This window comes from Paraburkholderia sp. A1RI-2L (genome assembly GCF_048957375.1).
Classification (GTDB): Bacteria; Pseudomonadota; Gammaproteobacteria; order Burkholderiales; family Burkholderiaceae; genus Paraburkholderia.
This window is the reverse complement of the sequence record NZ_JARBTA010000001.1, coordinates 716,387-742,442: the sequence shown is the minus strand read 5'-3', so window position 1 is coordinate 742,442 and position 26,056 is coordinate 716,387. Positions and strand designations below refer to the sequence as shown.

23 protein-coding genes and 1 tRNA gene are annotated in these 26,056 nt (G+C 64.7%); 8 read left to right on the top strand and 16 right to left on the bottom strand.

Annotated elements, in window-relative coordinates:
- Window positions 1-50 precede the first annotated feature (50 nt).
- Both PWP93_RS03560 and PWP93_RS03555 read right to left on the bottom strand, forming a co-directional pair.
- Window positions 51-1,406: a DUF3734 domain-containing protein gene (locus tag PWP93_RS03560; RefSeq protein WP_421024323.1), complete on the bottom strand. Its 1,356-nt coding sequence runs from the start codon at window positions 1,404-1,406 to the stop codon at window positions 51-53.
- Between the two features lie 15 nt (window positions 1,407-1,421).
- On the bottom strand, window positions 1,422-2,225 hold the full coding sequence (locus tag PWP93_RS03555) for a 3-hydroxybutyrate dehydrogenase (RefSeq protein WP_129562382.1): 804 nt from the start codon (window positions 2,223-2,225) through the stop codon (window positions 1,422-1,424).
- 237 nt (window positions 2,226-2,462) lie between these two features.
- Here PWP93_RS03555 and PWP93_RS03550 point away from each other — a divergent pair, with 237 nt between their 5' ends.
- A complete protein-coding gene (locus tag PWP93_RS03550) occupies window positions 2,463-3,434 on the top strand; it encodes a potassium channel beta subunit family protein (RefSeq protein ID WP_421043475.1) in 972 nt (323 codons plus the stop codon).
- A 168-nt stretch (window positions 3,435-3,602) separates the two neighbouring features.
- The gene (locus tag PWP93_RS03545; protein WP_421043473.1) at window positions 3,603-4,448 is read left to right on the top strand and encodes a 23S rRNA (adenine(2030)-N(6))-methyltransferase RlmJ; all 846 of its coding nucleotides are present in this window, start codon (window positions 3,603-3,605) and stop codon (window positions 4,446-4,448) included.
- Window positions 4,449-4,504: 56 nt separating this feature from the next.
- Here PWP93_RS03545 and PWP93_RS03540 read toward each other — a convergent pair whose 3' ends face one another.
- From PWP93_RS03540 to cueR, 3 genes are all read right to left on the bottom strand, one after another.
- A complete protein-coding gene (locus tag PWP93_RS03540) occupies window positions 4,505-4,792 on the bottom strand; it encodes a hypothetical protein (protein ID WP_421043472.1) in 288 nt (95 codons plus the stop codon).
- 239 nt (window positions 4,793-5,031) lie between these two features.
- Window positions 5,032-5,178, bottom strand: coding sequence for a DUF3563 family protein (locus PWP93_RS03535; RefSeq protein ID WP_129562385.1), 147 nt, complete (start codon window positions 5,176-5,178; stop codon window positions 5,032-5,034).
- 325 nt (window positions 5,179-5,503) lie between these two features.
- Window positions 5,504-5,920 (bottom strand): Cu(I)-responsive transcriptional regulator, encoded by a 417-nt coding sequence (gene cueR, locus PWP93_RS03530; RefSeq protein WP_421043471.1) that lies wholly within the window; start codon window positions 5,918-5,920, stop codon window positions 5,504-5,506.
- A gap of 173 nt (window positions 5,921-6,093) precedes the next feature.
- On the opposite strand from cueR, the gene PWP93_RS03525 reads away from it, so the two are divergent.
- Both PWP93_RS03525 and PWP93_RS03520 read left to right on the top strand, forming a co-directional pair.
- Entirely contained in the window at window positions 6,094-6,300 is a 207-nt protein-coding gene (locus PWP93_RS03525) for a heavy-metal-associated domain-containing protein (protein WP_421043470.1), read from the top strand.
- Window positions 6,301-6,313: 13 nt separating this feature from the next.
- Window positions 6,314-7,258 (top strand): dTDP-4-dehydrorhamnose reductase family protein, encoded by a 945-nt coding sequence (locus PWP93_RS03520; RefSeq protein WP_421043469.1) that lies wholly within the window; start codon window positions 6,314-6,316, stop codon window positions 7,256-7,258.
- A 61-nt stretch (window positions 7,259-7,319) separates the two neighbouring features.
- On the opposite strand, the gene PWP93_RS03515 is transcribed toward PWP93_RS03520, so the two are convergent.
- From PWP93_RS03515 to imuA, 3 genes are read right to left on the bottom strand one after another with little or no spacing between them, the layout of a single operon-like run.
- A complete protein-coding gene (locus PWP93_RS03515) occupies window positions 7,320-10,850 on the bottom strand; it encodes an error-prone DNA polymerase (RefSeq protein ID WP_421043468.1) in 3,531 nt (1,176 codons plus the stop codon).
- A 21-nt stretch (window positions 10,851-10,871) separates the two neighbouring features.
- Window positions 10,872-12,509, bottom strand: a complete 1,638-nt coding sequence (locus PWP93_RS03510; RefSeq protein ID WP_421043466.1) for a Y-family DNA polymerase — start codon at window positions 12,507-12,509, stop codon at window positions 10,872-10,874.
- Window positions 12,394-13,248 carry a translesion DNA synthesis-associated protein ImuA gene (gene imuA / locus PWP93_RS03505; RefSeq protein WP_421043465.1) on the bottom strand — a complete coding sequence of 285 codons (855 nt, stop codon included), beginning with the start codon at window positions 13,246-13,248 and terminating at the stop codon, window positions 12,394-12,396. The genes PWP93_RS03510 and imuA overlap by 116 nt, the downstream gene beginning before the upstream one ends.
- A gap of 543 nt (window positions 13,249-13,791) precedes the next feature.
- Here imuA and PWP93_RS03500 point away from each other — a divergent pair.
- Window positions 13,792-14,475, top strand: a complete 684-nt coding sequence (locus tag PWP93_RS03500) for a response regulator (RefSeq protein WP_421043464.1) — start codon at window positions 13,792-13,794, stop codon at window positions 14,473-14,475.
- A 69-nt stretch (window positions 14,476-14,544) separates the two neighbouring features.
- Here the strand turns inward: PWP93_RS03500 and PWP93_RS03495 are convergent.
- A tRNA-Pro gene (locus PWP93_RS03495) sits at window positions 14,545-14,621 on the bottom strand.
- A gap of 155 nt (window positions 14,622-14,776) precedes the next feature.
- Between PWP93_RS03495 and sixA the strand changes: the two genes are divergently transcribed.
- Both sixA and PWP93_RS03485 read left to right on the top strand, forming a co-directional pair.
- Window positions 14,777-15,241 carry a phosphohistidine phosphatase SixA gene (gene sixA, locus PWP93_RS03490; RefSeq protein ID WP_421024333.1) on the top strand — a complete coding sequence of 155 codons (465 nt, stop codon included), beginning with the start codon at window positions 14,777-14,779 and terminating at the stop codon, window positions 15,239-15,241.
- A gap of 145 nt (window positions 15,242-15,386) precedes the next feature.
- Window positions 15,387-16,205, top strand: a complete 819-nt coding sequence (locus PWP93_RS03485) for a GNAT family N-acetyltransferase (RefSeq protein WP_421043463.1) — start codon at window positions 15,387-15,389, stop codon at window positions 16,203-16,205.
- Window positions 16,206-16,277: 72 nt separating this feature from the next.
- Here the strand turns inward: PWP93_RS03485 and ppx are convergent, their stop codons facing one another.
- Window positions 16,278-17,867, bottom strand: a complete 1,590-nt coding sequence (gene ppx, locus PWP93_RS03480) for an exopolyphosphatase (protein WP_421043462.1) — start codon at window positions 17,865-17,867, stop codon at window positions 16,278-16,280.
- 228 nt (window positions 17,868-18,095) lie between these two features.
- On the opposite strand from ppx, the gene ppk1 reads away from it, so the two are divergent.
- Window positions 18,096-20,159 carry a polyphosphate kinase 1 gene (gene ppk1, locus PWP93_RS03475; protein ID WP_421024336.1) on the top strand — a complete coding sequence of 688 codons (2,064 nt, stop codon included), beginning with the start codon at window positions 18,096-18,098 and terminating at the stop codon, window positions 20,157-20,159.
- Window positions 20,160-20,273: 114 nt separating this feature from the next.
- Here ppk1 and phoR read toward each other — a convergent pair whose 3' ends face one another.
- From phoR to pstC, 6 genes are all read right to left on the bottom strand, one after another.
- On the bottom strand, window positions 20,274-21,587 hold the full coding sequence (gene phoR / locus PWP93_RS03470; RefSeq protein ID WP_421024337.1) for a phosphate regulon sensor histidine kinase PhoR: 1,314 nt from the start codon (window positions 21,585-21,587) through the stop codon (window positions 20,274-20,276).
- Window positions 21,588-21,749: 162 nt separating this feature from the next.
- Window positions 21,750-22,451, bottom strand: coding sequence for a phosphate regulon transcriptional regulator PhoB (phoB, locus tag PWP93_RS03465; RefSeq protein WP_035522777.1), 702 nt, complete (start codon window positions 22,449-22,451; stop codon window positions 21,750-21,752).
- A gap of 72 nt (window positions 22,452-22,523) precedes the next feature.
- Entirely contained in the window at window positions 22,524-23,228 is a 705-nt protein-coding gene (gene phoU / locus PWP93_RS03460) for a phosphate signaling complex protein PhoU (protein ID WP_421024338.1), read from the bottom strand.
- A 26-nt stretch (window positions 23,229-23,254) separates the two neighbouring features.
- Entirely contained in the window at window positions 23,255-24,091 is an 837-nt protein-coding gene (gene pstB / locus PWP93_RS03455) for a phosphate ABC transporter ATP-binding protein PstB (RefSeq protein ID WP_421043461.1), read from the bottom strand.
- Window positions 24,092-24,106: 15 nt separating this feature from the next.
- Window positions 24,107-24,991: a phosphate ABC transporter permease PstA gene (gene pstA / locus PWP93_RS03450; RefSeq protein WP_421025236.1), complete on the bottom strand. Its 885-nt coding sequence runs from the start codon at window positions 24,989-24,991 to the stop codon at window positions 24,107-24,109.
- Between the two features lie 8 nt (window positions 24,992-24,999).
- Window positions 25,000-25,986 (bottom strand): phosphate ABC transporter permease PstC, encoded by a 987-nt coding sequence (gene pstC / locus PWP93_RS03445; protein ID WP_421024340.1) that lies wholly within the window; start codon window positions 25,984-25,986, stop codon window positions 25,000-25,002.
- Between the last annotated feature and the right edge of the window lie 70 nt (window positions 25,987-26,056).

Here is a 26,056-nt window from a genome sequence, read left to right as displayed (position 1 = left end):
CGCCCGTTCGAAAGAACGGGCGCTTTTTGTTTTCTGGCGCGCGCCGTTTGCTAGCCGCCGTGCTCCCCATTGCCGGGCCCGCGGCTGTCGCGGTGAATGTCGTGCGTGACAAAGCCGGAGTCGTTGTCGGGCTTGTCGAGCCAGTCCGGCTGCGAGAGCGACGCGCGAATGTCCTCCAGACCGCTCGCCCAGTGCTCGCGCATCGTCGAGACGCCGAACTGGAAGTCCTTGAAGTGGCCTTCGTACTCCTTCTGCCGGTAGATCAGGTGGATCACGTTGTACTTTTTCGAGCACGAGAGTTCGTCGGCCAGCTTGACCCACGCGTCGTCCCGATGCTCGGGCGCGACGCGATTGAGCACCTCGCGCAACACGTGCCGGTAACGCTGTGCACGCTGGAGCATGTCGGTCACGAGACGCGTGCGGCTCGAGTACTGAATGTCCTTCACGCGGCCCTGAACGTCGGCGATGCTGTCGGGCACCGGCCCGCGCGCGCTCCAGAGATCCACCTGGAACGCGAGCGTGTCGCGCCGGGGCGAAGTCTGGATCACCTCGTAGAGCGGCGTATTCGACATCAGCCCGCCGTCCCAGTAATACTCGCCGTCGATCTCCACCGCCGCGAAACCCGGCGGCAACGCCCCCGAGGCGATGAAGTGCTCGGACCGCAGCTTCGTGGTGGTGTTGTCGAAGTAGACGAAGTTGCCGCTCGCCACGTTCACGGCCCCGACCGACACGCGAGTCTCGCGTGAATTGATGCGATCGAAGTCGCACAGGCGTTCGAGCGTGGCCTTGAGCGGCTTCGTATCGTAATAGCTCGCCTTCTCCGGATGCCCGGACGCCTGCGGCAGCGGCGGCGGAACGCGCGGCACGAAAAAGCCCTTCTGGCCTTCGACCACCGCGCTCGCCGCCTGCATGGCCGTGAAGGTCTTGCGGATGGCCTCGCCCGAGTTGAACAAAGCGTGCTCGATGAAGGCCGGCAACGGCGGCGTGTAGGCCGGCTGGCAGATCGTCTCCCAGAACTCGCGCAGGCGCGCCACGCGATGCTCGGGCGCATTGCCCGCGATCAGCGCCGTGTTGAGCGCGCCGATCGAGATGCCCGCGATCCAGTTGGGCGTGATGCCGGCCTCGACGAGACCTTCGAATACGCCCGCCTGATAGGCCCCCAGCGCGCCGCCGCCTTGCAGCGTAAGCGCAACGGTCTCCCACTGCGCGCAAGCGCTTGCGCACTTCGAGGCAAACGGCTGCGGGCACGCGGCTGACGACGGCGCAGGCTTTGCGCGCGCCCGCGAGCCCGGCTCCTTATCGGATCGCACATCGGATTGCACATCGGAGCGCAACCCGGTTCCGCTGCGCGCGCCCTCATCTCCAACTGCGCCCGATTCGATCCGCCCTTTCTTGCGCTGCGCCATGGCCGGCTCTCCGCGTTATTGCATGAACCAGCCGTGGCTCACCACGAACGACTGGCCGGTGAAGGCCGCACTCGGAAACGCCGAGAGGAACAACACCGTTTGCGCCACGTCCTCGACCGTCGTGAAGATGCCATCGACGGTGCCGCCCAGCATCACGCGCTTGACCACTTCTTCCTCGGAAATGCCCAGCTCCTTCGCCTGCTCGGGAATCTGCTTTTCCACCAGCGGCGTGCGCACGAAGCCCGGACACACCACATGCGAGCGCACGTTGTGCTTGCCGCCTTCCTTCGCGAGCACGCGCGCGAGACCCAGCAGCGCATGCTTGGCCGCCACATACGCCGACTTGAGTGGAGAAGCCTCGTGCGAATGCACCGAGCCCATATAAATCACGACGCCGCCGCGGTCGTCCTTGTACATGTGCTTGAGCACGGCCTTGGTGGTAAGGAACGCGCCATCCACATGAATGGCCTGCATCTTCTTCCAGTCGGAGAACGCGTAGTTTTCGATGGGGTTCACGATCTGGATGCCGGCGTTCGAAACGAGGATGTCGACCGGGCCAAGCTCGGCCGCCACGCGGTCGATGCCCTGGTTCACGGCCTCTTCGCTCGTGACGTCCATGGCCACGCCGATGGCCTTGCCGCCCGCGCCCTTGATCTCCTCGGCCACGGCGTCGGCGCCGCTCTGGTTGAGGTCGGCGATGGCGACCGCCGCGCCCGCCTGCGCGAGCGTGAGCGCAATCTGCTTGCCGATGCCGCTGGCCGCGCCAGTAACCACCGCAACCTTGCCATCGAGCTTCGTATTCAGAGTGAGAGACGACATCGAGCACCTCCAGGTAGTAGACGAGATGAGACTCCAGCGCACGCATGCCGTCAAACCTGTCGAATGGCTTAAGGATTTGCCTACGCCATTCGGCCGGATGTTGCGCCGCAGCCAACCGCGCTATTGTGCATGAAGCCGCGCACCGCGCACGTCGATCCCGACAATGTCGGCGCGCCGCGAGTGCTCAGCACACCCGCACGGATCATGCTAAGTTGGCCGCTCTACAAGGAGGCGTTCATGAACTATCGGCGACTGGGCCGCTCGGGCCTGCAAGTCAGCGAACTGTCCATCGGCTCGTGGGTCACCTACGGCAATCAGGTCGATCGCAATCTCGCGCGCGAATCGCTTGCTGCAGCGCGCGACGCGGGCGTCAACTTCTTCGACAACGCCGAGGCCTACGCGGGCGGCAAATCGGAGGAAATCATGGGTCAGGCGCTCAAAGAGCTCGCCTGGCCGCGCGTGAGCTACGTGGTGTCCACCAAGTTCTTCTGGGGATTGAACGAGGCGCCCAACCAGTATCACACGCTCAACCGCAAGTACCTCATGAACGCCATCGACGGCTCGCTCAAGCGGCTGCAGCTCGATTACGTCGATCTGGTGTTCTGCCATCGCCCCGATCCGAACACGCCCGTCGAGGAAACCGTCTGGGCCATGAGCGACATGATCTCGCGCGGCAAGGCGCTCTATTGGGGCACCTCGGAGTGGAGCGCCGACGAAATTCGCGCCGCGTGGGACATCGCGGACCGGCATCACCTTCACAAGCCCGTCATGGAGCAGCCGCAGTACAACCTGTTCCACCGCCGCCGCGTGGAAAGCGAATACCGGCGGCTCTATGAAGACATCGGCCTCGGCCTCACCACGTGGAGCCCGCTCGCCTCAGGCATGCTCACGGGCAAATACCGGGGCGGCGTACCCGCCGGCAGCCGCGCCCTGCTGCAGGGCTACGACTGGCTGCGCAAGGAAGTCACCGACGCCGACAAGAACGAGATCGTCGGCCGGCTCGCGGGCTTCGCGAAGGAGCTGGACTGCACGGTGGGTCAGCTTGCGCTCGCGTGGATTCTCAAGAATCCGCACGTGAGTACGGTGATTACCGGTGCGTCCCGCGTCGAGCAAATCGGCGAAAACATGCTGGCGCGCGAAGTGGCGCAGAAGATCACGCCCGAGGTGAAGGAGAAGATCGAAGCGATAGTCGGCGACAGCTACGATTGAGGCGCACTGCGCGCATGGCGATCGGCACGATACGCCGTGCCAAAGCGCCGGCGTGGCACCGCGGTTGTACAATACGCGACCTCGTCGGCGCGCCCGCATGCATTACCGGGCCGCGCGCGCACTTGCCTGCATTTTTTCGATCCCCACCGACCTCGCGTCCGCCCCATCATGCTGAGCTACCGTCACGCCTTCCACGCCGGCAATCATGCCGATGTCGTCAAGCACGCCGTCGTCGTGCAACTGCTGCAATACCTCGGCAAGAAGGACAAGGCGTACTGGTACATCGACACCCATGCGGGCGCGGGCGCCTATGCGCTGCGCGAAGGCTACGCCACGAAGAACGCCGAGTTCGACACCGGTATCGGCAAGCTCTGGGGCCGCACCGATCTGCCGGCGATGCTGGCCGAGTATGTCGATGAAGTCGCGGCGCTCAATCCCGACGGCGAACTGCGCTTCTATCCCGGCTCACCCTATCTCGCCTGGCGGCTGATGCGCGAACAGGACCGCATGCGCCTGTTCGAGCTGCACAGCACGGAGATCGACGTGCTGCGCCACCGCTTTCGCGATGCGGGCCGCCGCGTGATGATCCACGCGGGCGATGGCTTCGACGGCATCAAGGCGCTGCTGCCCCCGCCGCCGCGCCGCGCGCTCGTGCTGATCGACCCGTCGTTCGAGGACAAGCGCGACTACGCACGCACCATCGCGTGCGTGGAGGAAGGGCTTCAACGCTTTGCCACCGGCACTTACGCGGTCTGGTATCCGCAGGTCACGCGGCCGGAGTCGCAGCGCTTTCCCGAGCAACTGAAGCGCATCCAGGAAAAGAACTGGCTGCACGTCACGCTGTCGGTCAGCCGTCCGCCTGAAGACGGTTTCGGCCTGTACGGCAGCGGCATGTTCATCCTGAATCCGCCCTACACGCTCGCGGCCACGCTCAAGGAAACCATGCCGTGGCTGGTCAAGGCGCTCGGCATGGACGAGGGTGCGCAATTCAAGATCGAATCGCGCGGCGACTGAAATTCACGCGCCCCGCACGGCACTGGCAGCGCGGCGCTGCCCGAGGCGCGCCGGCATCATTGCGGCGCGGGTCTTGGCATAGGCCGAGGCGGCCGTCCTCCGCCACCCGGCACCTCCACATAGGGCGCGACGATGATCGGTACCTGCGAGCCGTCCGCCCCCGTCCCGTTCAGCGTGGGCAACGACGGGGTCTGCACCATCGGCTGAGACGAAAGCGGCGCGTTCTGCAGCACCACGCCCGACTGGCCATCGCTGATGCCTTGCTGCGTATCCAGAATCAATGGCTTGCCGGCTGCGAGCGCGCCGGCACTCGTCAGCCCTGTCGCCAGAACGGCGCTCGCCATGAGCGCGTGGCTCGTCCACCTGCGACCAGAACGATTTGACTTCATGAACATCCCCGATCAATGCGCGGCTGGTTGTATACAAGACGCTATATCGGCCCTTCGCAAAAAGACTTTACCTTGCCACTGCGGCAAGGTTCAGTCTGCATCGCGTGAGCGCCGGGGGATACCGAAGCGGGTCCAGAAATGACAAAACCCCGCCAGATGCGGGGCTTGTGACAGTGCGAAATTCTGCTGACTGCTTAGCGCGTGTAGCCGTGCATTTCGATCAAACGGATGCGCTGCTCGAGTTGCACGAGGTCGGCGGACGTCGAGAGATACGCTTCGCGGCGACGGCGCTCTGCAGTTTCAAACCAGTTGCTCAGCTTTTCAAGAAGGTATGCAAACATGATGTGTTCTCCAAGGATCGTGTATCCCCGGTGGATTTGCATCAGGGATTACCCTCGTAAGGGATAACCCGTATTATAACGATTGCAACCGGCTTTGCTAGTGAATTGATCGAATACGGTGCATTCCATGCTGGAATGGTGCATCCAGGAATTTGTGCAACATCCTGTTTTATCGACTAATTTCCCCACAACCCCGGCAAACTCTCGCGCATCATGCGACGAAATGCACCAGAATTGTGCGATGCATCGCGAAAGTTGCGACAATTTGCCAACGAGGTTGCACCTTCGGGCCTCGATTCGCTCCCCGTTCGACTTGCCGGCAGATTCAAGCCGTGGCGTCGGGCGCCACCGGTTCCGGGGCGGCAAGCCGCTCGATGATCGGGCAGTCCGGCCGCTCGTCGCCGTGGCAATGGGCCGCCAGATGCTTGAGCGTATCGCGCATCTGCGTGAGTTCGGCAATACGCTGGTCGAGTTCGGACACATGTTCGAGCGCGATCGCCTTGACCTCGGCGCTCGCGCGCGAGCGGTCATGCCAGAGCGCGAGCAGGCGGCGGATATCTTCGACGAGAAAACCCAGACGCCGCGCCTGGCGGATGAAGCGCAGCGCATGCACCTCTTCCATGCCGTAGACGCGGTAGCCAGACTCCGTGCGCCCCTTCGGCGCGAGCAGCCCAACGCTCTCGTAGTAGCGGATCATTTTTGCCGTGACGCCCGATGCGCGCGCCGCTTCGCCGATGTTCATGCTGCGCCCCTGAATTTTCGATGATTCGATGCTACACCTTCCCACTATGGGAAGGTGTAGCATCCTCGCAGCCTTGTCACCAGCAAAGTCCGTCACTGGCAAAATCCGTCACTGGCAAAATCCGTCCATGGCCCTATTTGCTCCTCTATCCTCTCTTTAAGAAGGAAACCATCATGATCCAGTTCAACGTCGAAGGCATGAGCTGCCAACACTGCGTCGGCGCCGTCACGCGCGCGATCCACGAACACGATGCCGCCGCGAAGGTCGAGATCGATCTGGCCACGGGCCGTGTGAGCATCGAGTCGAAGCAAAGCGCCGAGGTGCTCAAGGCCGCCATCGACGAGGCGGGCTACACCGTCACGGGCACGGCCGGCGCGTGACGCGAGGCGCGCCATGTTCAAGGTTGCCGTAGCAGGGGCTTCCGGGCTGCTCGGGCGCGCGCTCGTGCGCGAGCTTGCAGCGGGGACGGACTGGCAGGTCGTGTCCACCGCATTCAGCCGCGTGGGCGCGGGGCAAGTGGCGCTCGACGTGCGTGACGCTCGTGCGGTCGACGCATTCGTCGCCGAAGAGGCGCCCGACGCCATCGTGATTGCCGCCGCCGAGCGCCGCCCCGATGTGTGCGAGCACGATCCGGCGGCAGCGCGCGCACTCAATGTCGATGCCGTGCGCAGCATTGCGTCTGCCGCGCGGCGGCGCGGCGCGTGGGTGCTGTCGATCTCCACCGACTACGTGTTCGACGGGGCACACCCGCCCTATCGCCCCGATGCGGAGCCGAATCCGCTCAACGCCTATGGCCGCAGCAAGCTCGAAGGCGAGCGCGCGCTGCTCGACACCGCCGACAACGCGCTCGTGCTGCGTTTGCCGCTGCTGTACGGCCCGATCGTCGACTGGCAGGAATCGGCGGTCACGAGCCTCGTACCGGCGATTCGCGCTTCTGCGCAGGCTGGCGCCGCGCCCGCCGTGATGGACGCCTGTGCCACTCGCTATCCGACCTTCACGCCCGACGTCGCGTTCGTGATTCGCGAGTTGCTCACGCGCTGCGCGGACGGCAGCGCGGTGCGCGGCATCGCGCAATGGTCCGGCGACGAGCCGATGACCAAATACGACATCGCGCAGCGCATCGCGCGCGCGCTGGGCATCGAGGCGCAGCTCGTCGCGCAGACAGCGCCCATGGACGCGACGCCGCGTCCGCGCGACTGCCACCTCGACTCGGGGCGGCTCGAAACGCTGGGGATCGGCCGGCGCACGCCCTTCGACGCGGGCATGCGCGCGGTGCTCGACGCTTTCGTGCGCAATCCGGTGCGCAATCCGGCGCGCGACCCTGGCCAAGCCCGGTAAGCGCCAGGCGGTCCGCAATCGCCGGGCGGGCACCCCGTGTCATGCCCGGCGCTCTTCCCCTTCAATGAAAATCGCGGCTCTGGGTCGCGAGCCGCCCGAGCAATCGGCTGTGATCCTCCAGCCGGTGCGCGACCAGATGCACGACCTCGCCCTCGCGCTGCACGACGCCCGCCACCGCCAGCAACGACGCCCCGAGCAGTTCCCTGCGCTGCGACTCCACGAGCGTCGCGTGCACGATCACGTTGACCGAGCCGGTTTCGTCCTCGAGCGAGACGAAGATCGTGCCGTTCGCCGTGCCGGGCCGCTGCCGCACCGTGACGATGCCGCACACGCGCGCGAGCATGCCGTGACGGCACTGCGCCAGTTGCGCCGCGCTGCGAAAGCGCTGCTTCGCCAGCCCCGGCCGCAGCAGTTCGAGCGGATGACGGTTGAGCGTGAGGCGCAGGCTCGCGTAATCGGCGACGATCTCCGCACCCTCCGAAGCACGCGGCAAGGCGAGCCGCGCTTCGGCCACGGGCGCATCGCGCAGTAGCGCGGGCACCGCGTGCTGCGCGGTCACGGCCCACCACGCCTCGCGCCGATGCCCCGCAATGCTCGCAAGCGCATTGGCCGCCGCGAGCGCCTCGAGCTCCCGACGCGTGAGCGCGGCGCGGCGCGCGAGATCGTCGACGTCGACGAACGGCGCACGCGCACGCGCGACCATCACGCGCTGCGCGGCATCCTCCGAAAACCCCTTGATGAGGCTGAAGCCCAGGCGCACCGCCGGGCCTCTGCGCCCGTAATGCCGGGGTGGCAGCGCAAGATCCGCGCGCACGATGCGCCTGAGACCGTGCATGAACGGGCGGCGCCGTTTTCGCCTGCCATCACGGCCGTGCACACCGTCATGCTCCCGGCCACGCCCGCCTCCATTTCCCGCGCCTGCGCCTGCCGCGCCCATCGCGTCCTTGTGCACGAGCGCGGCGGCACTCAACAACGCGCGATAATGCGCCACCTCGACACAGCGGGCGGATGCACCATCGGCACCAAGCCGCACGCCCGGCTGGTCGCGCACCTCCAGCACGGACGCCCAGTCGCTCAGCGCAATATCGGGCGCGCGCACCTGCACGCCGTGACGCTTCGCATCCTGCACGAGCTGAGACGGCGAATAGAACCCAAGCGGCTGACTATTCAGCAGTCCGACCAGAAACGCGGCGGGCTCGTAGCGTTTGAGCCATGAGCTCGTGTAGACGAGCAGTGCAAAGCTCGCCGCGTGGCTCTCCGGAAAACCGTAGTCGCCGAAGCCCTCGATCTGCTTGCAGATGCGCTCGGCGAATTCCTCCGTATAGCCCTTCGCCTTCATCCGGCGCTTGAGGTCGTCCTGATACGGCCGCAGATCGCCGTCGCGCCGCCACGCGGCCATCGCGCGGCGCAGCTTGTCGGCTTCCTCGCCGGTGTAGCCGGCGGCGACCATCGCGAGATGCATTACCTGCTCCTGGAAAATCGGCACGCCCAGCGTGCGCGCGAGCACCGGGCGCAGATCCTCCTTCGCGTACTCGACCTTTTCGTCGCCATGCCTGCGCTTCAGATACGGATGCACCATGTCGCCCTGTATCGGCCCGGGCCGCACGATCGCCACCTGGATCACGAGGTCGTAATACTCGCGCGGCCGCAAACGCGGCAGCATGCTCTGCTGCGCGCGCGACTCGATCTGAAACACGCCGACGGTGTCCGCGTGACAGCACATCTCGTAGACCGCCCGATCCTCGGACGGAATGTCTTGCACACGAAACTCCGGCAGCCCGCGCCGCAACGCGACGCATTCGAGCGAGCGCCGGATCGCCGAAAGCATGCCGAGCGCGAGCACGTCCACCTTCAGCAGACGCAGCGCATCGATATCGTCCTTGTCCCATTCGATCACATAGCGCTCCTTCATCGCCGCGTTCTCGATGGGCACGAGACGCGAGAGCTTGTCCTTCGCGATCACGAAGCCGCCCACGTGCTGCGAGAGATGGCGCGGAAAGCCGCGCAGCTCGCGCGTGAGACGAATCAGTTGCTGCGTGACGTGCGAGTCGGGCGAGAAGCCCGCTTCCTCCAGATGGCTCGCGATCGAATCGGGCCCGTCCCACCACTGATGCGCTCCCGAGAGCTTTTCGAGGAGCGCGTTGTCGAGACCGAGCGCCCTGCCCACGTCGCGCAGCGCGCTGCGCGAACGGTACGTGATGAGCGTTGCGGCCAGCGCGGCGCGGCGTGTGCCGTACTTGCGATAGATGTACTGAATGACCTCTTCGCGCCGCTGATGCTCGAAGTCGACATCGATGTCGGGCGGCTCGTTGCGAGCGCGGGACAAAAAGCGCGCGACGAGCATGTTCATGCGCACCGGATCGATCTCCGTGATGCCGAGGCAGTAGCAGACCACCGAGTTCGCCGCCGAGCCGCGCCCCTGGCACAGAATGTTCTGCGAGCGTGCAAAGCGGACGATGTCGTGCACCGTGAGAAAGTATTTTTCGTACTTCAGCTCGGTAATCAGCTTGAGTTCTTCCCCGATCTGCTTGCTGCGCTTCTCGTTCAGACCGTCGGACCAGCGTTCGGCGGCGCCTTTCATCACGAGCTTTTCGAGCCATGAGGCGGGCGTCTCGCCCGCAGGCACGAGCTCTTCGGGATACTCGTAGGCCAGCTCGCTCAGGCAAAACGTGCAGCGGCGCGCGACTTCGAGCGTCGCATCGAGCGCATCGCGCGGATACAGCGCGCCGAGCCGCACGCGCGAGCGCAGATGACGTTCGGCATTCGGTTCCAGCGCGCGGCCGCACGACGCGAGCGGCTTGCCGATGCGCACCGCGCTCAGCGTGTCCTGCAATGGCTTGCGCGAGCGCGCGTGCATCAGCACACCGCCCGCCGCCACGAGCGGCAAGCCGCTTTCCTGCGAGACGTGGCGCAGCACTTCGATCTGCGTATCGTCGCCCCCCGTTTGCCAGAGTTCGAGCGCGAGCCATGCGCGCTCGGCCGCGAAGCCCGCGAGCCAGTGCGCGGCGCGCAGCGTCTGCGCGAGCGTGGCCGCGCGCTGCGGCACGAGCAGCAACACGCAGTCGCGCAGATGCTTCAGATGCGCGAAGTCCGGCTCGGGATCGGTGAAGTCGGACGGATGCACGCGGTAGTGGCCTTTTTCCGCGCGCGAGCGCGCGAGCGTGATCAGCTCGCACAGGTTGCCGTAGCCCTCGCGATTCATCGCGATTGCAACGAGCGTGCAGAACGGCGCGCCGTTTTCATCGACGAGATTCAGCTCGCTGCCGATCAGCAGATGCAGCGACGGCACGAACGGGCCAGGCGCCGGCACGGCACCGGCCGCCGCGGCATTGTCATGCGCCTTTTTGCGCGCTTCGTCGTATTCGTTGAGCGCGCTATACGCACGCACGATGCCGGCGAACGAGCACTCGTCGGTAATCGCAAGCGCGCGATAGCCGTGACGGATAGCCTGCTCGACCAGCTCGCCCGGGCGCGACGCGCCGCGCAGGAACGTGAAGTTGCTCAGGCAGTGCAGCTCCGCATAATCGGGCAGCGCCGGCCCCTGCGAAGAAAGTTGTGCAGGCAACGATGCGCCCGCTCCACGGTTCGACATGATGCGGAAGATGAAACGGCGTTAGCCAAAAAGCCCTTGCAGATACCACTGCCCGCCAATGCGCTCGCGGTACAGCCAGAACATGCGCCCCTGGTCGTCGGCGGCGACGTAGTAGTCGCGCCCGACGCCCTCGCCGTCCCACCAGCCCGCCTCGATGCGCTCGGTGCGCGTGAGCGTCTTGAGCGGGCGCCGATAAACCGGCCGGTCTCCGCGCATCGCGAGCTTGAGCGGCTTTTCGAGCAGCCATGCCGGGCGTGGCTGCGACGGCAGCGGCACCTCGGGCAGATCGAAGGCCGTCTGCACGGGCACGGCTTCTTGCTGCGCGTCGGAGCGAGCCTCCGACTTGCGTGAATCGCGCGGCTTGCGCGCGGTCCGGCGCGCAGGCGCACCGCGGCTCGTACGCCAGGTTCGCGCCGACATCGCCAGCTCGGGCCGATGATCGTCCTCGACGAACAACTGCAGCACGTTCTGCTCGCCGATGCGCGCGCCAATGCGCTCGAACAGTTGCGAGAGCGACGCGTCCGACGCCTCGGGTGAGGGAAACAGCGTGTCGGTGGGCGGTGCATAAGCGCTCACCTGATCGGCGACGAGCGCAAGGCCGATCACGGGCGCGGTCAGCGCGGTCTGATTGAGCTTCTCGCGCAACAGCCATAGCAGATGCTCGGCATCGCGCGAAGGCGCGGCCCACGATAGCGCAAGGCTCGACGTGCGCGGCGCGTGGCGCGACGCCAGCTCGTGCTCGAGACGCAGCTCGAAGCCGCTCAACGCGCCATGCTGGACGGCCAGCCAGCCGGCCAGCTGCATCACGAGACGACGCGCGGCAAACAGCAGCGCCTCGGCGCTCTCCACGCGCGCCTGCAATTCGAGCGAAGCATGAAACGAGGGCGGCGCCGCGAACCAGGCTCGCGGATCGGGCGCCTCGCCGCGCGCCTGCGCGAGCCAGGCGAGCACGCCGTCGCCAAAGCGCCGCACGACGCCATCGCGCGGCAGCCGTCGCAAATCGCCGAGCGTCGCGCAGCCGATCTGCGTGAGCGCCTGCTCGTGCTGCGCGGCGAACGGCGCGAGCGCGACCGGCAACGCGTCGAGCGCGCGCACGAGCGTGGCCTCCTTGAGCACGCGAAAGCGCCGCGCCGCATGCGCCCCGGCGCTCGCGCGCGCCTGCGTGAGCACCCACGCGCCCTGTGCGGTGGGCGCGCAGGCGATGCGCGCGGCGTGGCCGCAACTGGCCACCGTGGCCGCCACCTTGGTCAGCAACGCGCGCACGCCACCAAAAAGACGCAATCCGGACCCGACTTCGAGCAGGAGCGTATGCGACTGCGCGAGCGACACCTTCGGCGTGTAGACGAGCAGCGCAAGCGCGAGCGCCTCGAACGCACGCGTCTCACGCGCCGCATCGGGCTCGAGCAGCACGAGCCCCGGCGCGAGCGCAAGCGCATGAGCGCGCGTGCTGCCCGGCTGCACGCCGAGGCGCAACGCATCGAGATCGGCCATCAGGATGCGCGCGTGATCGGCGAGCACACAGCAGCGCTGCCCCGTAGCCTCGTCAGGTCGACTGGCCCGCAGTGACTCCAGTGCTGGCGACGTGAGTGACATGAGCGGCACGGGCGGCCTCACGGCCTCCAGCGGCAACAACGGCAAGGTGACGGCGATCCACAACATGATTGATCCCGGGCCACGGCGCGGCCGGCCATGCGCCCGGCTGGGGCAGCACCGACTCCTGCAGCGGCAAAGTGATGACGAGTGGCTGGGCGGGCGGCGGCCCGCGGCGCTTGAAAATATCGACGGACACAGCGGTGAGCTGCATCCGTTCACAGCGATTCAGGCGCGCATCCTCGGGCGGCGGCACCGGCGTGCAGACCATGCGCAGCGGCGCCGGCGAGGACTGGCTGCGCGCAGCGGGCGGACGCATCAGAAACGCCAGCGACTGCGAGTCCTGCGCGGCGACCTGCAAACGCCTCAGGGCATCGGCGCGCGCCTTCGGCTGCCAGAGCAGCACGGCGCCAATGCCATCCTGCTTGAGCGCCTGCTCGGCGGCCCACGGCGCCTCGCTCTCGCTCGCGCGCACCCAGATCAGACGCTCGAGCGCGATTCCCCACGCCTTGAGCGCGCACGCGTAAGGCCGCCACGGCGGCGCGACGAGCAGCACGTACCGTCCCGCCCGAGCAGTGAGCGTGCGCAGCACGGGCGCGACGAGCCGCATCTCGCCGATACCGCCCTGCTCGACGAGCAGCTCGGTCAGGCTGCCCGCAGGCCAACCCGCACCGGGCAACTGGGCGTCGAGCGCGGCATGACCGCTCGCCACCGTGCGCTCGCCCACGTGCGCGAGCTGATTGCCCTGCCAGACCCGGCTTTGCAGCCGGGGCGGCAGGTGCGTTGCCGCAAACTGGAGTGCTGCCATGATTGCGCTCTGGAAAAAGGGAATAGAACGCCCTGCCCAATCCGAAACGGGGCATCACAGGATTGCCGGCACGGCATGAAAGCCTCGTCGGCACCTGTATATTTATACAGTATTTGACGGGGTTGGGGAAGCGGATGCGTTCCTCCCCTCAAACTTCGATCTGTCTTGCAGTAGCGCAGGTTGCGCACCGTTGGCTGGAGCCCCCTCGCAAGCCCCGCATGATTAAATCCCTCCCGTTCGATGCCGCCTGCATCGCGCCCGGCATCGCCTCATGAAAGCGACGATATTTTCGAAAAATTCCTCCTCAAAAGTAATTACACAACCACAAGCAATATTTACCAGGCATAAAAATAAATCCGCGTAGAAATAATCTTATTTATTGATTCCACGATATTTGACAGAGTCTCCATGGCCGCATTCATTTAACGAAGAAATTTCGCTTTTTCAGGAAATCGATGTGATCAGAAGACAAAAAGAGATGCACAGATTTACGCGATCAAGTCGCAAATAATCCGAAATGTAAACATTAAAGGACTGCTAATTTTGAATCGTCACGAAAATCCCGTTGATACTCCCGGTCGCGTCCGCGTCATTATTGCCGATGACCATCCCATCGTACGACTGGCCGTTGCTGCAACCATTACGAACCTGCGTGGCTACGAGATTGTCGCCGTTGCAAATTCGGGACTCGATTTGTTGAACGCATTGCACAAAGTCCCCTGCGACCTGATCGTCACCGATCTTGCAATGTGCTGGGATTCCCCCGAAACGGACGGCATGGCATTGATACGGTGGCTCAGATTCAAATATCCCGCCATCCCTGTTGTCGTTTTCACGATGACAACAAGCATCAGCACAATCAGAGAACTAATACACGCACGCGTCGCCGGCATTGTCACCAAAGACGAGTCGCTGAGCGAACTCATCAAGGTCTGTCAGTATGCGCAGTCCGGCAGCAAAATCGCCGTCTCCGATATGGTCGCACGCAGGCTTTCGGCATCCGCCCCACCCGCAGAGATCAAGCACAAATTTGCGCTTTCGCGCAAGGAACGCGAAATCGTCCAGTTAATCGCACGCGGCATGTCACTCACCGAAATTGCCCGCCGCTCCGGCCGCACGACTTCCACAATCGGCACTCAGAAAATGGCGGCAATGCGCAAACTGCACCTGACTTCCAACGCGGAACTGATTCAGTACGCAATGCTTCACGGGCTGACCAGTTCTTGAGACACCCGCGCCGCGCCCGCGCAAAAAGAAAAAGGGCTTAGCACATGCATGCTAAGCCCTTGAATATCGTGGTCGGAGCGATAGGATTCGAACCTACGACCCTCTGATCCCAAATCAGATGCGCTACCAGGCTGCGCTACGCTCCGACGAATCGCTGATTATATCGCCCTCTTTCAGAGATCGTCAAACCCACATCGCTCAAGGCAGATACCTTGCCGCCGCTTCACCCCGCGTGCACCATGCAGGAAACCCGCGTGGAAAACGACCTCCACACACGCCCCTCTTCCAAGAGAACCGCCAAATGAACCTCATCCTCTGGCGCCATGCCGAAGCCGAAGACATCGCCGCGAGCGATCTCGCCCGCCAGCTCACCACGCGCGGGCGCAAGCAGGCGCAGAACGTCGCGCGCTGGCTGCGCGCGCGCCTGCCCGATGACGCGGTGATCCTCGCGAGCCCCGCCGCGCGCACGATACAAACCGCCGAAGCGCTCACCGATCAGTACCGCGTCGTGCGCGAGATTGCACCGAACGCCAGCGTCGACGCCGTGCTCGCGGCCGCCGGCTGGCCGGAAGGCATCGCCTCCACGGTCGTCGTGATCGGCCATCAGCCGACGCTCGGCGAAGTGGCCGCACGCCTCTTGTCGAACGAAAACACCCGCCGCAGTTGGGCGATGAAAAAAGCCGGCGTCTTCTGGATCAAAAGCCGCGAGCGCAACGGCGACGGCGAAGCGGTCCTGTTCGCCGCCATCACGCCCGACCTCGTCTAGCGCCGTGCGGCACGGGCGTCATCCCCGGCCTTTCCCAGCTTGGCCTTACAGCGCGTCATCGAATCGTCATTGCGTCTTCATGGAAACGTAACCGCGTCTTACTAAATTGCCGGAAAAGTTCTCTTACTTCCGACCAGGACGCCCTATGCGAGATCTGCCGACGCCTTCCCTGCCGTTCGCTGCGAGCCTCTTCGAGTCGAATCGGCGCCTGCCGCGCGCCGAGGAAACGGTTACCGCGCAGCATCGCCTGCAGGTGGCCTGGGCGCGCAGCGACGAAGAGCTGCGCGAAGCGCAGCGCCTGCGCTACCGCGTGTTCGCCGAGGAAATGGGCGCGCGCCTCGCGGGCCCGGCGGGCCTCGACGTCGACGCCTTCGACAGCTGGTGCGATCACCTGCTCGTGCGCGATCTCGACACGCTCAAGGTCGTCGGCACCTACCGCGTGCTGCCGCCGCACCAGGCCGCGCGCATCGGGCGTCTCTACGCCGAGAGCGAATTCGATCTGTCGCGCCTCGCGCACCTGCGCCCCAAGATGGTCGAGGTGGGCCGCTCGTGCGTGCATCCGGACTACCGCAGCGGCTCGGTCATCATGTCGTTGTGGGGCGGCCTTGGCGCCTACATGACGCACAACGGCTATGAGACGATGCTCGGCTGCGCGAGCGTCGCGATGGCCGACGGCGGCCACTACGCCGCCAATCTCTACGCCTCGCTCGAAGCGAACGCGCTCACGGCGCCCGAGTACCGCGCGTTCCCGCACACGCCGCTGCCCGTCGAGGAACTGCGCACGGGCGCGTCCGCCATGCCGCCGCCGCTCATCAAGGGCTATCTGCGCCTTGGCGCGAAGATCTGCGGTGCGCCGGCATGGGACCCAGACTTCAACTGCGCCGACTTCCTCACGCTGTTCCGTCTCTCGGATATCAACGAGCGCTACGCGCGCCACTTCCTCGGCGACGCCGCCGCGCGCTGAGCGTCCATAACAGGCCAGCCCAGACAAGCGCCAAGGCAGCGCCACAAAGCACAACGTCTGAATCGCCGTGCCTCAGTCGTCCGAGTACACCACGCGATACGGAATCCCGAGCTTGCCCCATTCGGCCGCTTCCTGAACGAGGTTGTAATCGGTGAGCGGATTGTTCTGCACCCACGTGTTCGGCAGCAGCACTTCGTAGCCGTTGCCCTCCTGGATCACCTTGATCTCCGGCAGGCCGACATCGGCGCGACGGCGGCTCAAGAGGCCCGCCAGGCGCAGGCAGAACAGCAGCGGCCATTCCACGTCGCGCGTTTGTGAGAGCTTGCCGAGCTTGCCCACGTGGCCGAGCACGAGCGCGGCGAGGCGCGCCTGGTCGGTGCGCGAGAAGCCAGGCATGTCGGCGTTGCTGGCGATATAGGCCGAGTGCTTGTGATACGCGCTGTGCGAAATCGACAGCCCGATCTCATGCAGCGACGCCGCCCAGCCGAGGAACATGCGGTTTTCCTCGCGGCGCTCGTCGTCGGGCTCGTCGAACTGGTCGTAGAAGCTCACCGCCAGTTCGCCGATGCGAGCCGCCTGCGCGCGGTCCACGCCATAGCGGCGCATGAAGCCTTCCACGGTGACGGTGCGCATGTCCTCGTGCTGCGAGCGCCCGAGCAGGTCGTACAGCACGCCCAGGCGCAGCGCGCCGTCGGTGGTGTCGACATAATCGATACCCAGTTCGTCGAACACGGCGATCATGATCGAAAGGCCGCCCGCGAGCACCGGAATGCGGTCGGGCTTGAGCGCGACGAGCTTCAGGCGGTTGACGTTCTCGGCCTTGATGAGCGCACGCTTGAGGCGCTCGAGGCCGCCGCGCGAGATGCCGTGCGTGATGCCCGGGTCGTTGAAGCCGTTGGCTTCCACAAGCTCGGCGAGCGCGCGCGCCGTGCCCGAGGAGCCGATCGCCTGGTCCCAGCCGGTCTTGCGATAGTCGGAGGAAATGATCTGGATCTCACGCGTGGCGGCCAGTTCGGCCTGGCGCATGGTGTATTCGTCGACGTTGCCGGCCGGGAAGAACTGGCGGCTATGGCTCACGCAGCCGATATAGAGGCTTTCCATGCGGATCGGCGTGTAGTGCGCGCCGATGATGAACTCGGTCGAGCCGCCGCCGATGTCCACCACGAAGCGCTTGCCCGCGCTCGCCGGCACCGAATGGGCCGCGCCCGCGTAGATGAGGCGCGCCTCTTCGCGGCCCGCGATTACCTCGATCGGGAAGCCGAGCGCTTTTTCCGCCTCGGCGAGAAATTCGCGCGCGTTTTTCGCCACGCGCAGCGTGTTGGTGGCCACCGCGCGCACGTGGTCCGGATGGAAGTCGCGCAGACGCTCGCCAAAACGCTTGAGTGCGTCCCAGCCGCGCACCTGCGAGGCGCGGTCGAGCATCTTTTCCTTCGAAAGGCCAGCGGCAAGACGCACCGGCTCGCGCAGGGCATCGACGGGATAGATCTGGCTGCCGGCGTCGGTTTCCTCGACCCGGCCGACGATCAGACGAAAGCTGTTCGAGCCGAGATCGACGGCGGCTAGCAGTTGCGGATTGGTGACCATCGAGGGGGCGAGCTCCATGCGTGAGAGCACGGCCATCCGGTCTCGCTGGGCGGCCGCCGCACTGTCCAAATATGCCATTTTAAGCGTACCCGACTTCCCCATGTCATCCCTCGCACCGGTTGCGGCCCGCAGCGCCCCGCGAGGGACGCCCTGACCCACCCTGCATCTTTGCCGCGAGACGTGTCGAATACGTGAAAATGGAGCGTAGAATTTATGACACGCCAAATTTCATAATAACGTCACGAAACTGTGAGAATTTCCGAGCGTCCGTTCGAATCATCCCCTGGAATTCCGCTTTCGATACCAATGTCCATCCGCTATCCCTTACTCAATCGCGAACTGGGCATTCTGGGATTCAACGAGCGTGTCCTTGCACAGGCCGCCGACCCATCCGTTCCCTTGCTGGAGCGCCTGCGCTTCATCTGCATCACCAGCAGCAATCTCGACGAATTCTTCGAAGTCCGCATGGCCGGGCTTCAGGAGCAGATGCGCGACAATCCGGGCGCGCTCACGCCCGATGGCATGTCGCTGCAGCACGTCTATGAGCTCGTGGTGGAGCGCGCGCAGCGCCTCGTGCATCGTCAGTACCGCATGCTGCACGACACCGTGCTGCCGGCGCTCGAAGAAGAAGGCATCTACTTCCACGGCACCGATGCCTGGAACGAGGCGCAAACCACGTGGGCCCGCAAGTATTTCATCGACGAACTGCTGCCCGTGCTCACGCCGATCGGGCTCGACCCCGCGCACCCGTTCCCGCGCGTGCTCAACAAAAGCCTGAATTTCGTGGTCGAGCTCGAAGGCAAGGACGCCTTCGGCCGCCAGGCGGTCATGGGCATCGTGCAGGCACCGCGTGCGCTGCCGCGCCTCGTGCGCATGCCGCAAGAGCTTTCGGGCTTCCAGCACGGCTTCGTGCTGCTCGGCTCGCTCTTGCAGCGCTTCGTGGGCGAGTTGTTCCCGAGCCTCGTCGTGCGCAGCTGCAATCAGTTCCGCATTACGCGCAACAGCGAGCTGTTCGTCGATGAGGACGAAATCACGAACCTGCGCGTGGCGTTGCAGGGCGAGTTGCCCGCGCGCCATCTGGGCAACGCGGTGCGGCTCGAGGTCTCGGCGGAGACGCCGGTGCATCTCGTGAAGCGTCTGCTCGATGAAAGCGGATTGAATGAGAAGGACTGCTATTACGTCGATGGCCCCGTCAATCTCGTGCGCCTGATGCAGTTGCCCGAGAAGGTCGATCGTCCCGATCTGAAGTTCGTGCCGCACGTACCCGCGATCCCGCAACGCATCGCCGCGAACACCAATCTGTTCGACGTGATCGATCAGGGCGACGTGCTGCTGCATCACCCGTACGAGAGCTTCCAGCCGGTGCTCGAGCTGCTGCTGCAGGCCGCCAACGATCCGAACGTGATGGCGATCAAGCAGACCATCTACCGCACCGGCACCGACTCGCCGCTCATGGATGCGCTCATGCAGGCCGCGCGCAACGGCAAGGAGGTGACGGTCGTGGTGGAGCTGCTCGCGCGCTTCGACGAGGAAACCAACATCAACTGGGCCGCGCAGCTCGAGGCCGTGGGCGCGCACGTGGTCTACGGCGTGGTCGGCCACAAGTGCCACGCCAAGATGATGCTGATCGTGCGCCGTGTGGCCGTGAATGGCCGCATGGCGCTGCGCCGCTACGTGCACCTCGGCACCGGCAACTACCATCCGCGCACAGCGCGCCTCTACACCGACTTCGGCCTCATGACCTCCGAGCCGAAAATATGCGAGGACGTCCACCACGTGTTCCAGCAGCTCACGGGCATCGGCGGCGAGCTGCAACTGCACGAGATGTGGCAGTCGCCGTTCACGCTGCATCCGCGCCTCGTCGAGTCGATCCGCGCCGAAGCCGACGCCGCGCGCGCCGGCAAGAAGGCTCGCATTGTCGCGAAGATGAACGCGCTGCTCGAACCCACGGTGATCGACGAGCTCTATGAAGCCTCGCAGGCCGGCGTGAAGATCGATCTGATCGTTCGCGGCGTGTGCTCGCTGCAGCCGGGTGTGCCGGGGCTTTCGGAAAACATCACGGTGCGCTCGATTGTCGGGCGCTTCCTCGAGCATCACCGCATCTACTACTTCTACGCGGGCGGCGCGGAGCACGTCTATCTGTCGAGCGCCGACTGGATGGACCGCAACCTGTTCCGCCGCGTCGAGGTGGCGTTCCCGATCCACGACCGGCGCATGAAGCGCCGCGTGATCGCCGAAGGCCTGTCGATGTTCCTCGGCGACAATCAGTGCGCGTGGCTCATGCAGAGCGATGGCCATTACCGGCGCCGCCGCGCCGGCAAGTCCGTGCGCAATGCGCAAATGAGCCTGCTGGCGAAGTTTTGTTCTTGACGCCTGTGCTGCAGTGACGGCACGCAAGCCACGATGCAAAAATGCCGCTTCGACGAAGCGGCATTTTTTATTCTGCAAGCCTGAGCCAGATGCCTGGCACGCAGGGTGCGCGCCTCACACTGGCGCCGGTTGCCGGCGCGCCGTGCGCGCGGTCGGGAAGCGCACCGTGAAGGTGCTGCCCCGCCCTTCCTCGCTCTTCACTTCGAGCGCTGCATCATGGCGCTGCAGCACGTGCTTGACGATCGCGAGACCCAGTCCCGTGCCGCCCGTGTCGCGCGAACGGCTGCGGTCCACGCGATAGAAGCGCTCGGTCAGGCGCGGAATGTCGCTCGCGGGAATGCCATAGCCGCTATCGGTGACCGAGAACACCGCCTGCCCGCCTTCCGCCCGCCACGACAACTGCACCGAGCCTCCGTCCGGCGTGTAGCGCACCGCATTCGTGGCGAGATTGCCGAGCGCGCTCAATATTTCGGTCTCCGATCCAGTCAGGCTCAAGCTGTCGTCGAATTCAGCGGTGATCCGATGATGTCCGCCCGAGAGGCTTTCCGCGTCCTCGCGCACGTGGCCGAGCACCGCGCGCATGTCGATCATCTGCTCGCCGGGCTCGCGCCCCTCGCCTTCGAGCTTCGCCAGCACCAGCAGGTCGGTCACGATATGGCGCATGCGCGAGGCCTGCTGCTCCATCAGATCGAAATAGCGCTCGCGCTCTTCCTCCGAAAGCGGCAGTTCGCGCATCGTCTCCAGAAAGCCCGACAGCACGGTGAGCGGCGTTTTCAGTTCGTGCGAAACGTTGGCGACGAAATCGCGCCGCATGGCATCGGTGCGCTCGAGCTCGGTGATGTCCTGCGACAGCACGAGCTTGCGATTCTCGCCGTACGGAAACACCTGCACCGAAATCACGTTCTGGCGCTTCGCGCCCATGCCGCGCATGATCAGCATGTCCTGGTACTCGTGCGAATTGAGATAGCGCACGAAGTCGGGCTGGCGCACGAGATGAGTGATGTGCTGGCGCAGGTCGCGCTTCGCATCGAGGCCGAAATGCACCTCGGAGATGGCGTTGCACCATTCGATCTGGTCGTGGTCGTCGAGCATGGCCACGCCGTTGGGCGATGCCTGGATCGCCTGAATGAAGCGCGAATGCTGCTGTTCCACCTGGCGCACCTGGGCGTGCCAGCGCTTGGCGAGCTTGTGCAGGCGGTAATAGATTTCGCCCCAGACGCCGGGGGCGCTCGGCACTTCGCCGTAAACGGGCGCGTCGAGCAGGCGCCAAAGGCGCTGCTTGTGGAAGGTGCCGAAGAGCATCTGGCCGATCAGCACGACAACGGCCACCGCCAGCGCGACTTTGACGCCGAAGAGCGCACCGAGGCCCACGCACACGAGCGCAAGCAGCAGGATCGATACAAGGGCGCGCGCCCAGATGATGTTCATGTTCCTGCGTTCGAAGAGAATGACGGTCCGGACCGGGGCGCTGCGGATTCGGAGCACCGGCGCCGCGTGAAACGCCGCGCCAGCGTACGGCTGCCGTGATTCAGGCAGGCTTGATGCGAATCACCCGTCAACTACAGGTGAATTTCAGGCCAGGCGCAAACTTCAGGCGCCTTTCGCGAGACGGTAGCCGCTGCCGCGCACTGTTTCGATCATAGCATCGCACCCCGCCGGCTTGAGCGCCGCACGCAAACGCTTGATATGCACGTCCACGGTACGCTCTTCCACGAACACATGATCGCCCCACACCTGATCGAGCAATTGCGTGCGGCTGTGCACACGCTCGGGGTGCGTCATGAAGAAGTGCAGCAGGCGGAATTCGGTCGGGCCGAGATCGAGCTTGATCTCGGAGCCTTCCGCATGAGCGGCGACGCGGTGCGTGGCCGGATCGAGCTTCAGTCCGTTGATCGCGACCACGTCTTCGGTGAGCTGCGGCGCGCGGCGGCGCAGAACCGCCTTGATGCGCGCCATCAACTCCTTCGGCGAGAACGGCTTCGTCACGTAGTCGTCGGCGCCGATCTCGAGCCCGAGCACCTTGTCCTGCTCGTCGCCGCGCGCGGTCAGCATGATGATCGGAATATGCTTCGTGCGCTCGTTGTTGCGCAGATCGCGCGCGAAATTCACACCCGACTTGCCCGGCAGCATCCAGTCGAGCAGGATGAGATCGGGCAGCACGTCGCTGATCAGGCTCTGCGCCTGCTCCGCGTTGTAAGCACGGATCGGGCAATGACCCGCGTGCTGCAGATTCACGGAAATCAGCTCGGAAATTGCGGGCTCATCTTCGATGACGAGAATGCTGCTGGGCATCGGCACCTCTTGACCTTAGGACCTGTTGAAACGGTTGAAACCGCGCGCTTGAGTACGCGCCAGAATGCGCTTTTAGCTGAGCGCTTCGCGTTCGAGCGCGTCGCGCGACTTGTGCCGCACGTCAGTGCCCTTCACGATGTAGATGATGAACTCGGCGATGTTCTTCGCGTGGTCACCAATGCGCTCGATCGCCTTGGCGATGAACAGATAGTCGAGGCCCACGGAAATCGTGCGCGGGTCTTCCATCATGTAGCTCACGAGCTTGCGCACGAAGGCGCGGAATTCCTCGTCGATGGCTTTGTCGTCGCGCACGATCTGCGCGGCGGCCACCGTGTCCAGACGCGCGAACGCATCGAGCGCGCGGCGCAGGATCGAGACGGCCATCTCGCCCGAGACCTTGATCTCGGCAATGTTGACCGTGCGCGACGCGCCGTCTTCCATCAGGCGTCGAGTGCGCTTGGCGATCTTCTCGGCCTCGTCGCCGGCGCGCTCGAGGTTCGTGATGGTCTTCGAAATCGCGAGCACGAGGCGCAAGTCGCGCGCGGCCGGTTGACGGCGCGCGATGATGTTGCTGCACTCCTCGTCGATCTCGACTTCCATCGTGTTGAGACGGTCTTCGGCGGCGATCACGCGCGCGGCGGCTTCGCCGTCGAACTCGTTCAGGGCCTGCATCGCGGTGATGATCTGCGATTCCACGAGGCCGCCCATTTCGAGGACCTTCGATGAAATCAGGTTCAGGTCGGCATCGAACTGGCTGGACAGATGCTTGTCGGACATGTTGTTCTCCTTCCCGGCTCGCCGGATCAGCCGAAGCGGCCGGTGATGTAGTCTTCCGTTTCCTTGCGGACCGGCTTGATGAAGATCTTCTCGGTGTCGCCGAATTCGATCAGCTCGCCGAGGTACATGTAGGCAGTGTAGTCCGAGCAGCGCGCGGCCTGCTGCATGTTATGGGTCACGATCACCACCGTGTAATCGCTCTTCAGCTCCGCGATCAACTCTTCGATGCGGCCTGTCGAAATCGGGTCGAGCGCCGAGCACGGCTCGTCGAGGAGCAGCACTTCGGGACGGATCGCAATGCCGCGCGCGATGCACAGACGCTGCTGCTGGCCGCCCGAAAGACCATAGCCGCTCTGACCGAGCTTGTCCTTCACCTCGTTCCAGAGCGCGGCCTTGGTAAGCGCCCACTCGACGCGGTCGTCCATCTCGGGGCGCGAGAGCTTCTCGAACATCTTCACGCCGAACGCGATGTTGTCGTAAATCGACATCGGGAACGGCGTCGGTTTCTGGAACACCATGCCCACGCGCGCGCGCAGCAGCGAAATATCGCGGTTGTAGGTGAGCAGGTTCTCGCCGTCCATCAGGATCTCGCCCTCGGCGCGCTGCTCCGGATAGAGCGCGTACATCTTGTTGAACGTGCGCAAGAGCGTGGACTTGCCGCAGCCCGACGGGCCGATGAACGCGGTCACCTTGCCTTCGGGAATCTGCAGGTTGATGTTCTTGAGCGCGTGATACTTGCCGTAGAAGAAGTTCAGGTCCTTGACTTCGATCTTCGGCTTGGCCGACATGAGGCCGCGGTTGCCCTGGGCGGGGTCGAGGCCGGACGGCGCCGTAGTGTTGAGGTGACTCTCTGCCATATTCATCGGATGACTCCGCCCTTACTTTTTCGAAAAGATGGTGCGCGCGAGGATATTCAGACCCAGCACGCCCAGCGTGATCAGGAAAACGCCGGCCCAGGCGAGCGACTGCCACTGCGCGAACGGGCTCATCGCAAACTTGTAGATCGTGACCGGCAGGTTCGCCATCGGCTGATTCATGTCGGCGCTGAAGAACTGATTGGACAGCGCCGTGAAAAGCAGCGGCGCGGTCTCGCCGGCAATGCGCGCGATCGCGAGCAGCACGCCCGTCACGATGCCGGCGATCGACGCCTTGAGCGTGATCGAGAGCACCATCTTCCACTTCGGCGTGCCGAGCGCGAAAGCCGCTTCGCGCAGGTTGTTCGGCACCAGCTTGAGCATGTTTTCGGTGGTGCGGATCACGATCGGAATCTGCAGGAGTGCGAGCGAAATCGCCCCCGCCCAGCCACTGAAATGGCCCATCTTCGCGACCACGAGCGCATAGACGAACAGGCCCACGACGATCGACGGCGCCGACAGCAAAATGTCGTTGATGAAGCGCGTCACGCTCGCGAGCCAGCTTTTCTGGCCGTACTCGGCGAGATACACGCCCGCGAGAATGCCGATCGGCGTGCCCACGAGCGTCGCAACGCCCACCAGCATCAGGCTGCCGATGATCGCGTTGGCAAGACCGCCGCCATCGGTGTTCGGCGGCGGCGTCGACTGCGTAAACAGTTGCACCGAAAGGCCGCCAACGCCGAGCGAGAGCGTCGTGTAGAGAATCCACACGAGCCAGATAATGCCGAAGGCCATCGCAGCGAGCGAAAGCGTCAGGGCAATCGCGTTGGTCACTTTGCGGCGGCTTTGCAGCCTCGAGCGCATGCGCTCCAGCTCAGGGCCGTAGGTCGCGCCGGGAATCTTCATCATCGGCTCGCTCATCGTGCGCCCTCCGACTTTTCGAGGCGCAGCAGCAGCAGCTTCGAGATCGCAAGCACGATGAACGTGATCACGAACAGAATGAGGCCGAGCTCCATTAGCGCGGCGGTATGCAGGCCGGGGCTCGCTTCGGCGAACTCGTTGGCGAGCGCCGAGGTAATGCTGTTGCCCGGAGAAAACAGCGACACGTTGTCGAGCAGGTTAGTATTGCCGATCACGAACGTGACGGCCATGGTCTCGCCGAGCGCGCGGCCAAGGCCGAGCATCACGCCGCCGATCACGCCCGTCTTGGTGAACGGCAGCACGATCTTCCACATGACTTCCCAGGTCGTGCAGCCGATGCCATAGGCCGACTCCTTGAGCAGCACTGGCGTGACTTCGAACACGTCGCGCATCACGGAGGCAATGTACGGGATGATCATGATCGCGAGAATCACGCCCGCACACAGCATGCCGATACCGATGGGCGCGCCCTGAAACAGCGCGCCGATGATCGGCATGCCGCCGAGCACCTTGCCGATCGGCTTCTCGAAGTACTGCGCGAAGATCGGCGCAAACACGAGCAGGCCCCACATACCGTAGACGATCGACGGGATCGCGGCGAGCAATTCAATGGCGATGCCGAGCGGGCGGCGCAGCCACGCGGGCGAGAGCTCGGTGAGAAAGAGCGCGATGCCGAAGCTCACGGGCACGGCAATGATGAGCGCGATCAGCGAGGTGGCGATCGTGCCATAAATGGGCACGAGCGCGCCGAACTGGTCGCTAGGGGGATCCCATTCTGCAGTCCATAGGAATGAAAGACCGAACTTGTGGATCGTCGGCAGCGAAGCGACGATCAGCGAAACGATGATGCCGCCGAGCAGCAACAGCGTGACGATGGCGGCGCCGCGTGCGAGGCCGCCGAAAATGATGTCCCCTGCCGGGCTGGGCGCTTGCTGCTGCGCGGCGCTGCCAGGCGGGTTCGAGACGAGCGGGACGTCGGACATGATGAGCTGTTTCCAGTGGCCGCGAGCATCAGGCTCGCGACGTTGATGCGGTTCCGGAACCGCCGGCCGC

Coding starts and splice junctions, on each gene's coding strand:
- pstB (WP_421043461.1), bottom strand. CDS start 24,091: ATGAATATGGCAGAGAGTCACCTCAACACTACGGCGCCGTCCGGCCTC.
- phoR (WP_421024337.1), bottom strand. CDS start 21,587: ATGAACATCATCTGGGCGCGCGCCCTTGTATCGATCCTGCTGCTTGCG.
- pstA (WP_421025236.1), bottom strand. CDS start 24,991: ATGATGAAGATTCCCGGCGCGACCTACGGCCCTGAGCTGGAGCGCATG.
- PWP93_RS03515 (WP_421043468.1), bottom strand. CDS start 10,850: ATGTCGAACCGTGGAGCGGGCGCATCGTTGCCTGCACAACTTTCTTCG.
- imuA (WP_421043465.1), bottom strand. CDS start 13,248: ATGGCAGCACTCCAGTTTGCGGCAACGCACCTGCCGCCCCGGCTGCAA.
- cueR (WP_421043471.1), bottom strand. CDS start 5,920: ATGAACATCGGCGAAGCGGCGCGCGCATCGGGCGTCACGGCAAAAATG.
- PWP93_RS03520 (WP_421043469.1), top strand. CDS start 6,314: ATGTTCAAGGTTGCCGTAGCAGGGGCTTCCGGGCTGCTCGGGCGCGCG.
- sixA (WP_421024333.1), top strand. CDS start 14,777: ATGAACCTCATCCTCTGGCGCCATGCCGAAGCCGAAGACATCGCCGCG.
- ppk1 (WP_421024336.1), top strand. CDS start 18,096: ATGTCCATCCGCTATCCCTTACTCAATCGCGAACTGGGCATTCTGGGA.
- pstC (WP_421024340.1), bottom strand. CDS start 25,986: ATGTCCGACGTCCCGCTCGTCTCGAACCCGCCTGGCAGCGCCGCGCAG.
- PWP93_RS03510 (WP_421043466.1), bottom strand. CDS start 12,509: ATGTTGTGGATCGCCGTCACCTTGCCGTTGTTGCCGCTGGAGGCCGTG.
- PWP93_RS03545 (WP_421043473.1), top strand. CDS start 3,603: ATGCTGAGCTACCGTCACGCCTTCCACGCCGGCAATCATGCCGATGTC.
- phoB (WP_035522777.1), bottom strand. CDS start 22,451: ATGCCCAGCAGCATTCTCGTCATCGAAGATGAGCCCGCAATTTCCGAG.
- PWP93_RS03485 (WP_421043463.1), top strand. CDS start 15,387: ATGCGAGATCTGCCGACGCCTTCCCTGCCGTTCGCTGCGAGCCTCTTC.
- PWP93_RS03535 (WP_129562385.1), bottom strand. CDS start 5,178: ATGTTTGCATACCTTCTTGAAAAGCTGAGCAACTGGTTTGAAACTGCA.
- PWP93_RS03560 (WP_421024323.1), bottom strand. CDS start 1,406: ATGGCGCAGCGCAAGAAAGGGCGGATCGAATCGGGCGCAGTTGGAGAT.
- phoU (WP_421024338.1), bottom strand. CDS start 23,228: ATGTCCGACAAGCATCTGTCCAGCCAGTTCGATGCCGACCTGAACCTG.
- PWP93_RS03555 (WP_129562382.1), bottom strand. CDS start 2,225: ATGTCGTCTCTCACTCTGAATACGAAGCTCGATGGCAAGGTTGCGGTG.
- PWP93_RS03525 (WP_421043470.1), top strand. CDS start 6,094: ATGATCCAGTTCAACGTCGAAGGCATGAGCTGCCAACACTGCGTCGGC.
- ppx (WP_421043462.1), bottom strand. CDS start 17,867: ATGGCATATTTGGACAGTGCGGCGGCCGCCCAGCGAGACCGGATGGCC.
- PWP93_RS03540 (WP_421043472.1), bottom strand. CDS start 4,792: ATGGCGAGCGCCGTTCTGGCGACAGGGCTGACGAGTGCCGGCGCGCTC.
- PWP93_RS03550 (WP_421043475.1), top strand. CDS start 2,463: ATGAACTATCGGCGACTGGGCCGCTCGGGCCTGCAAGTCAGCGAACTG.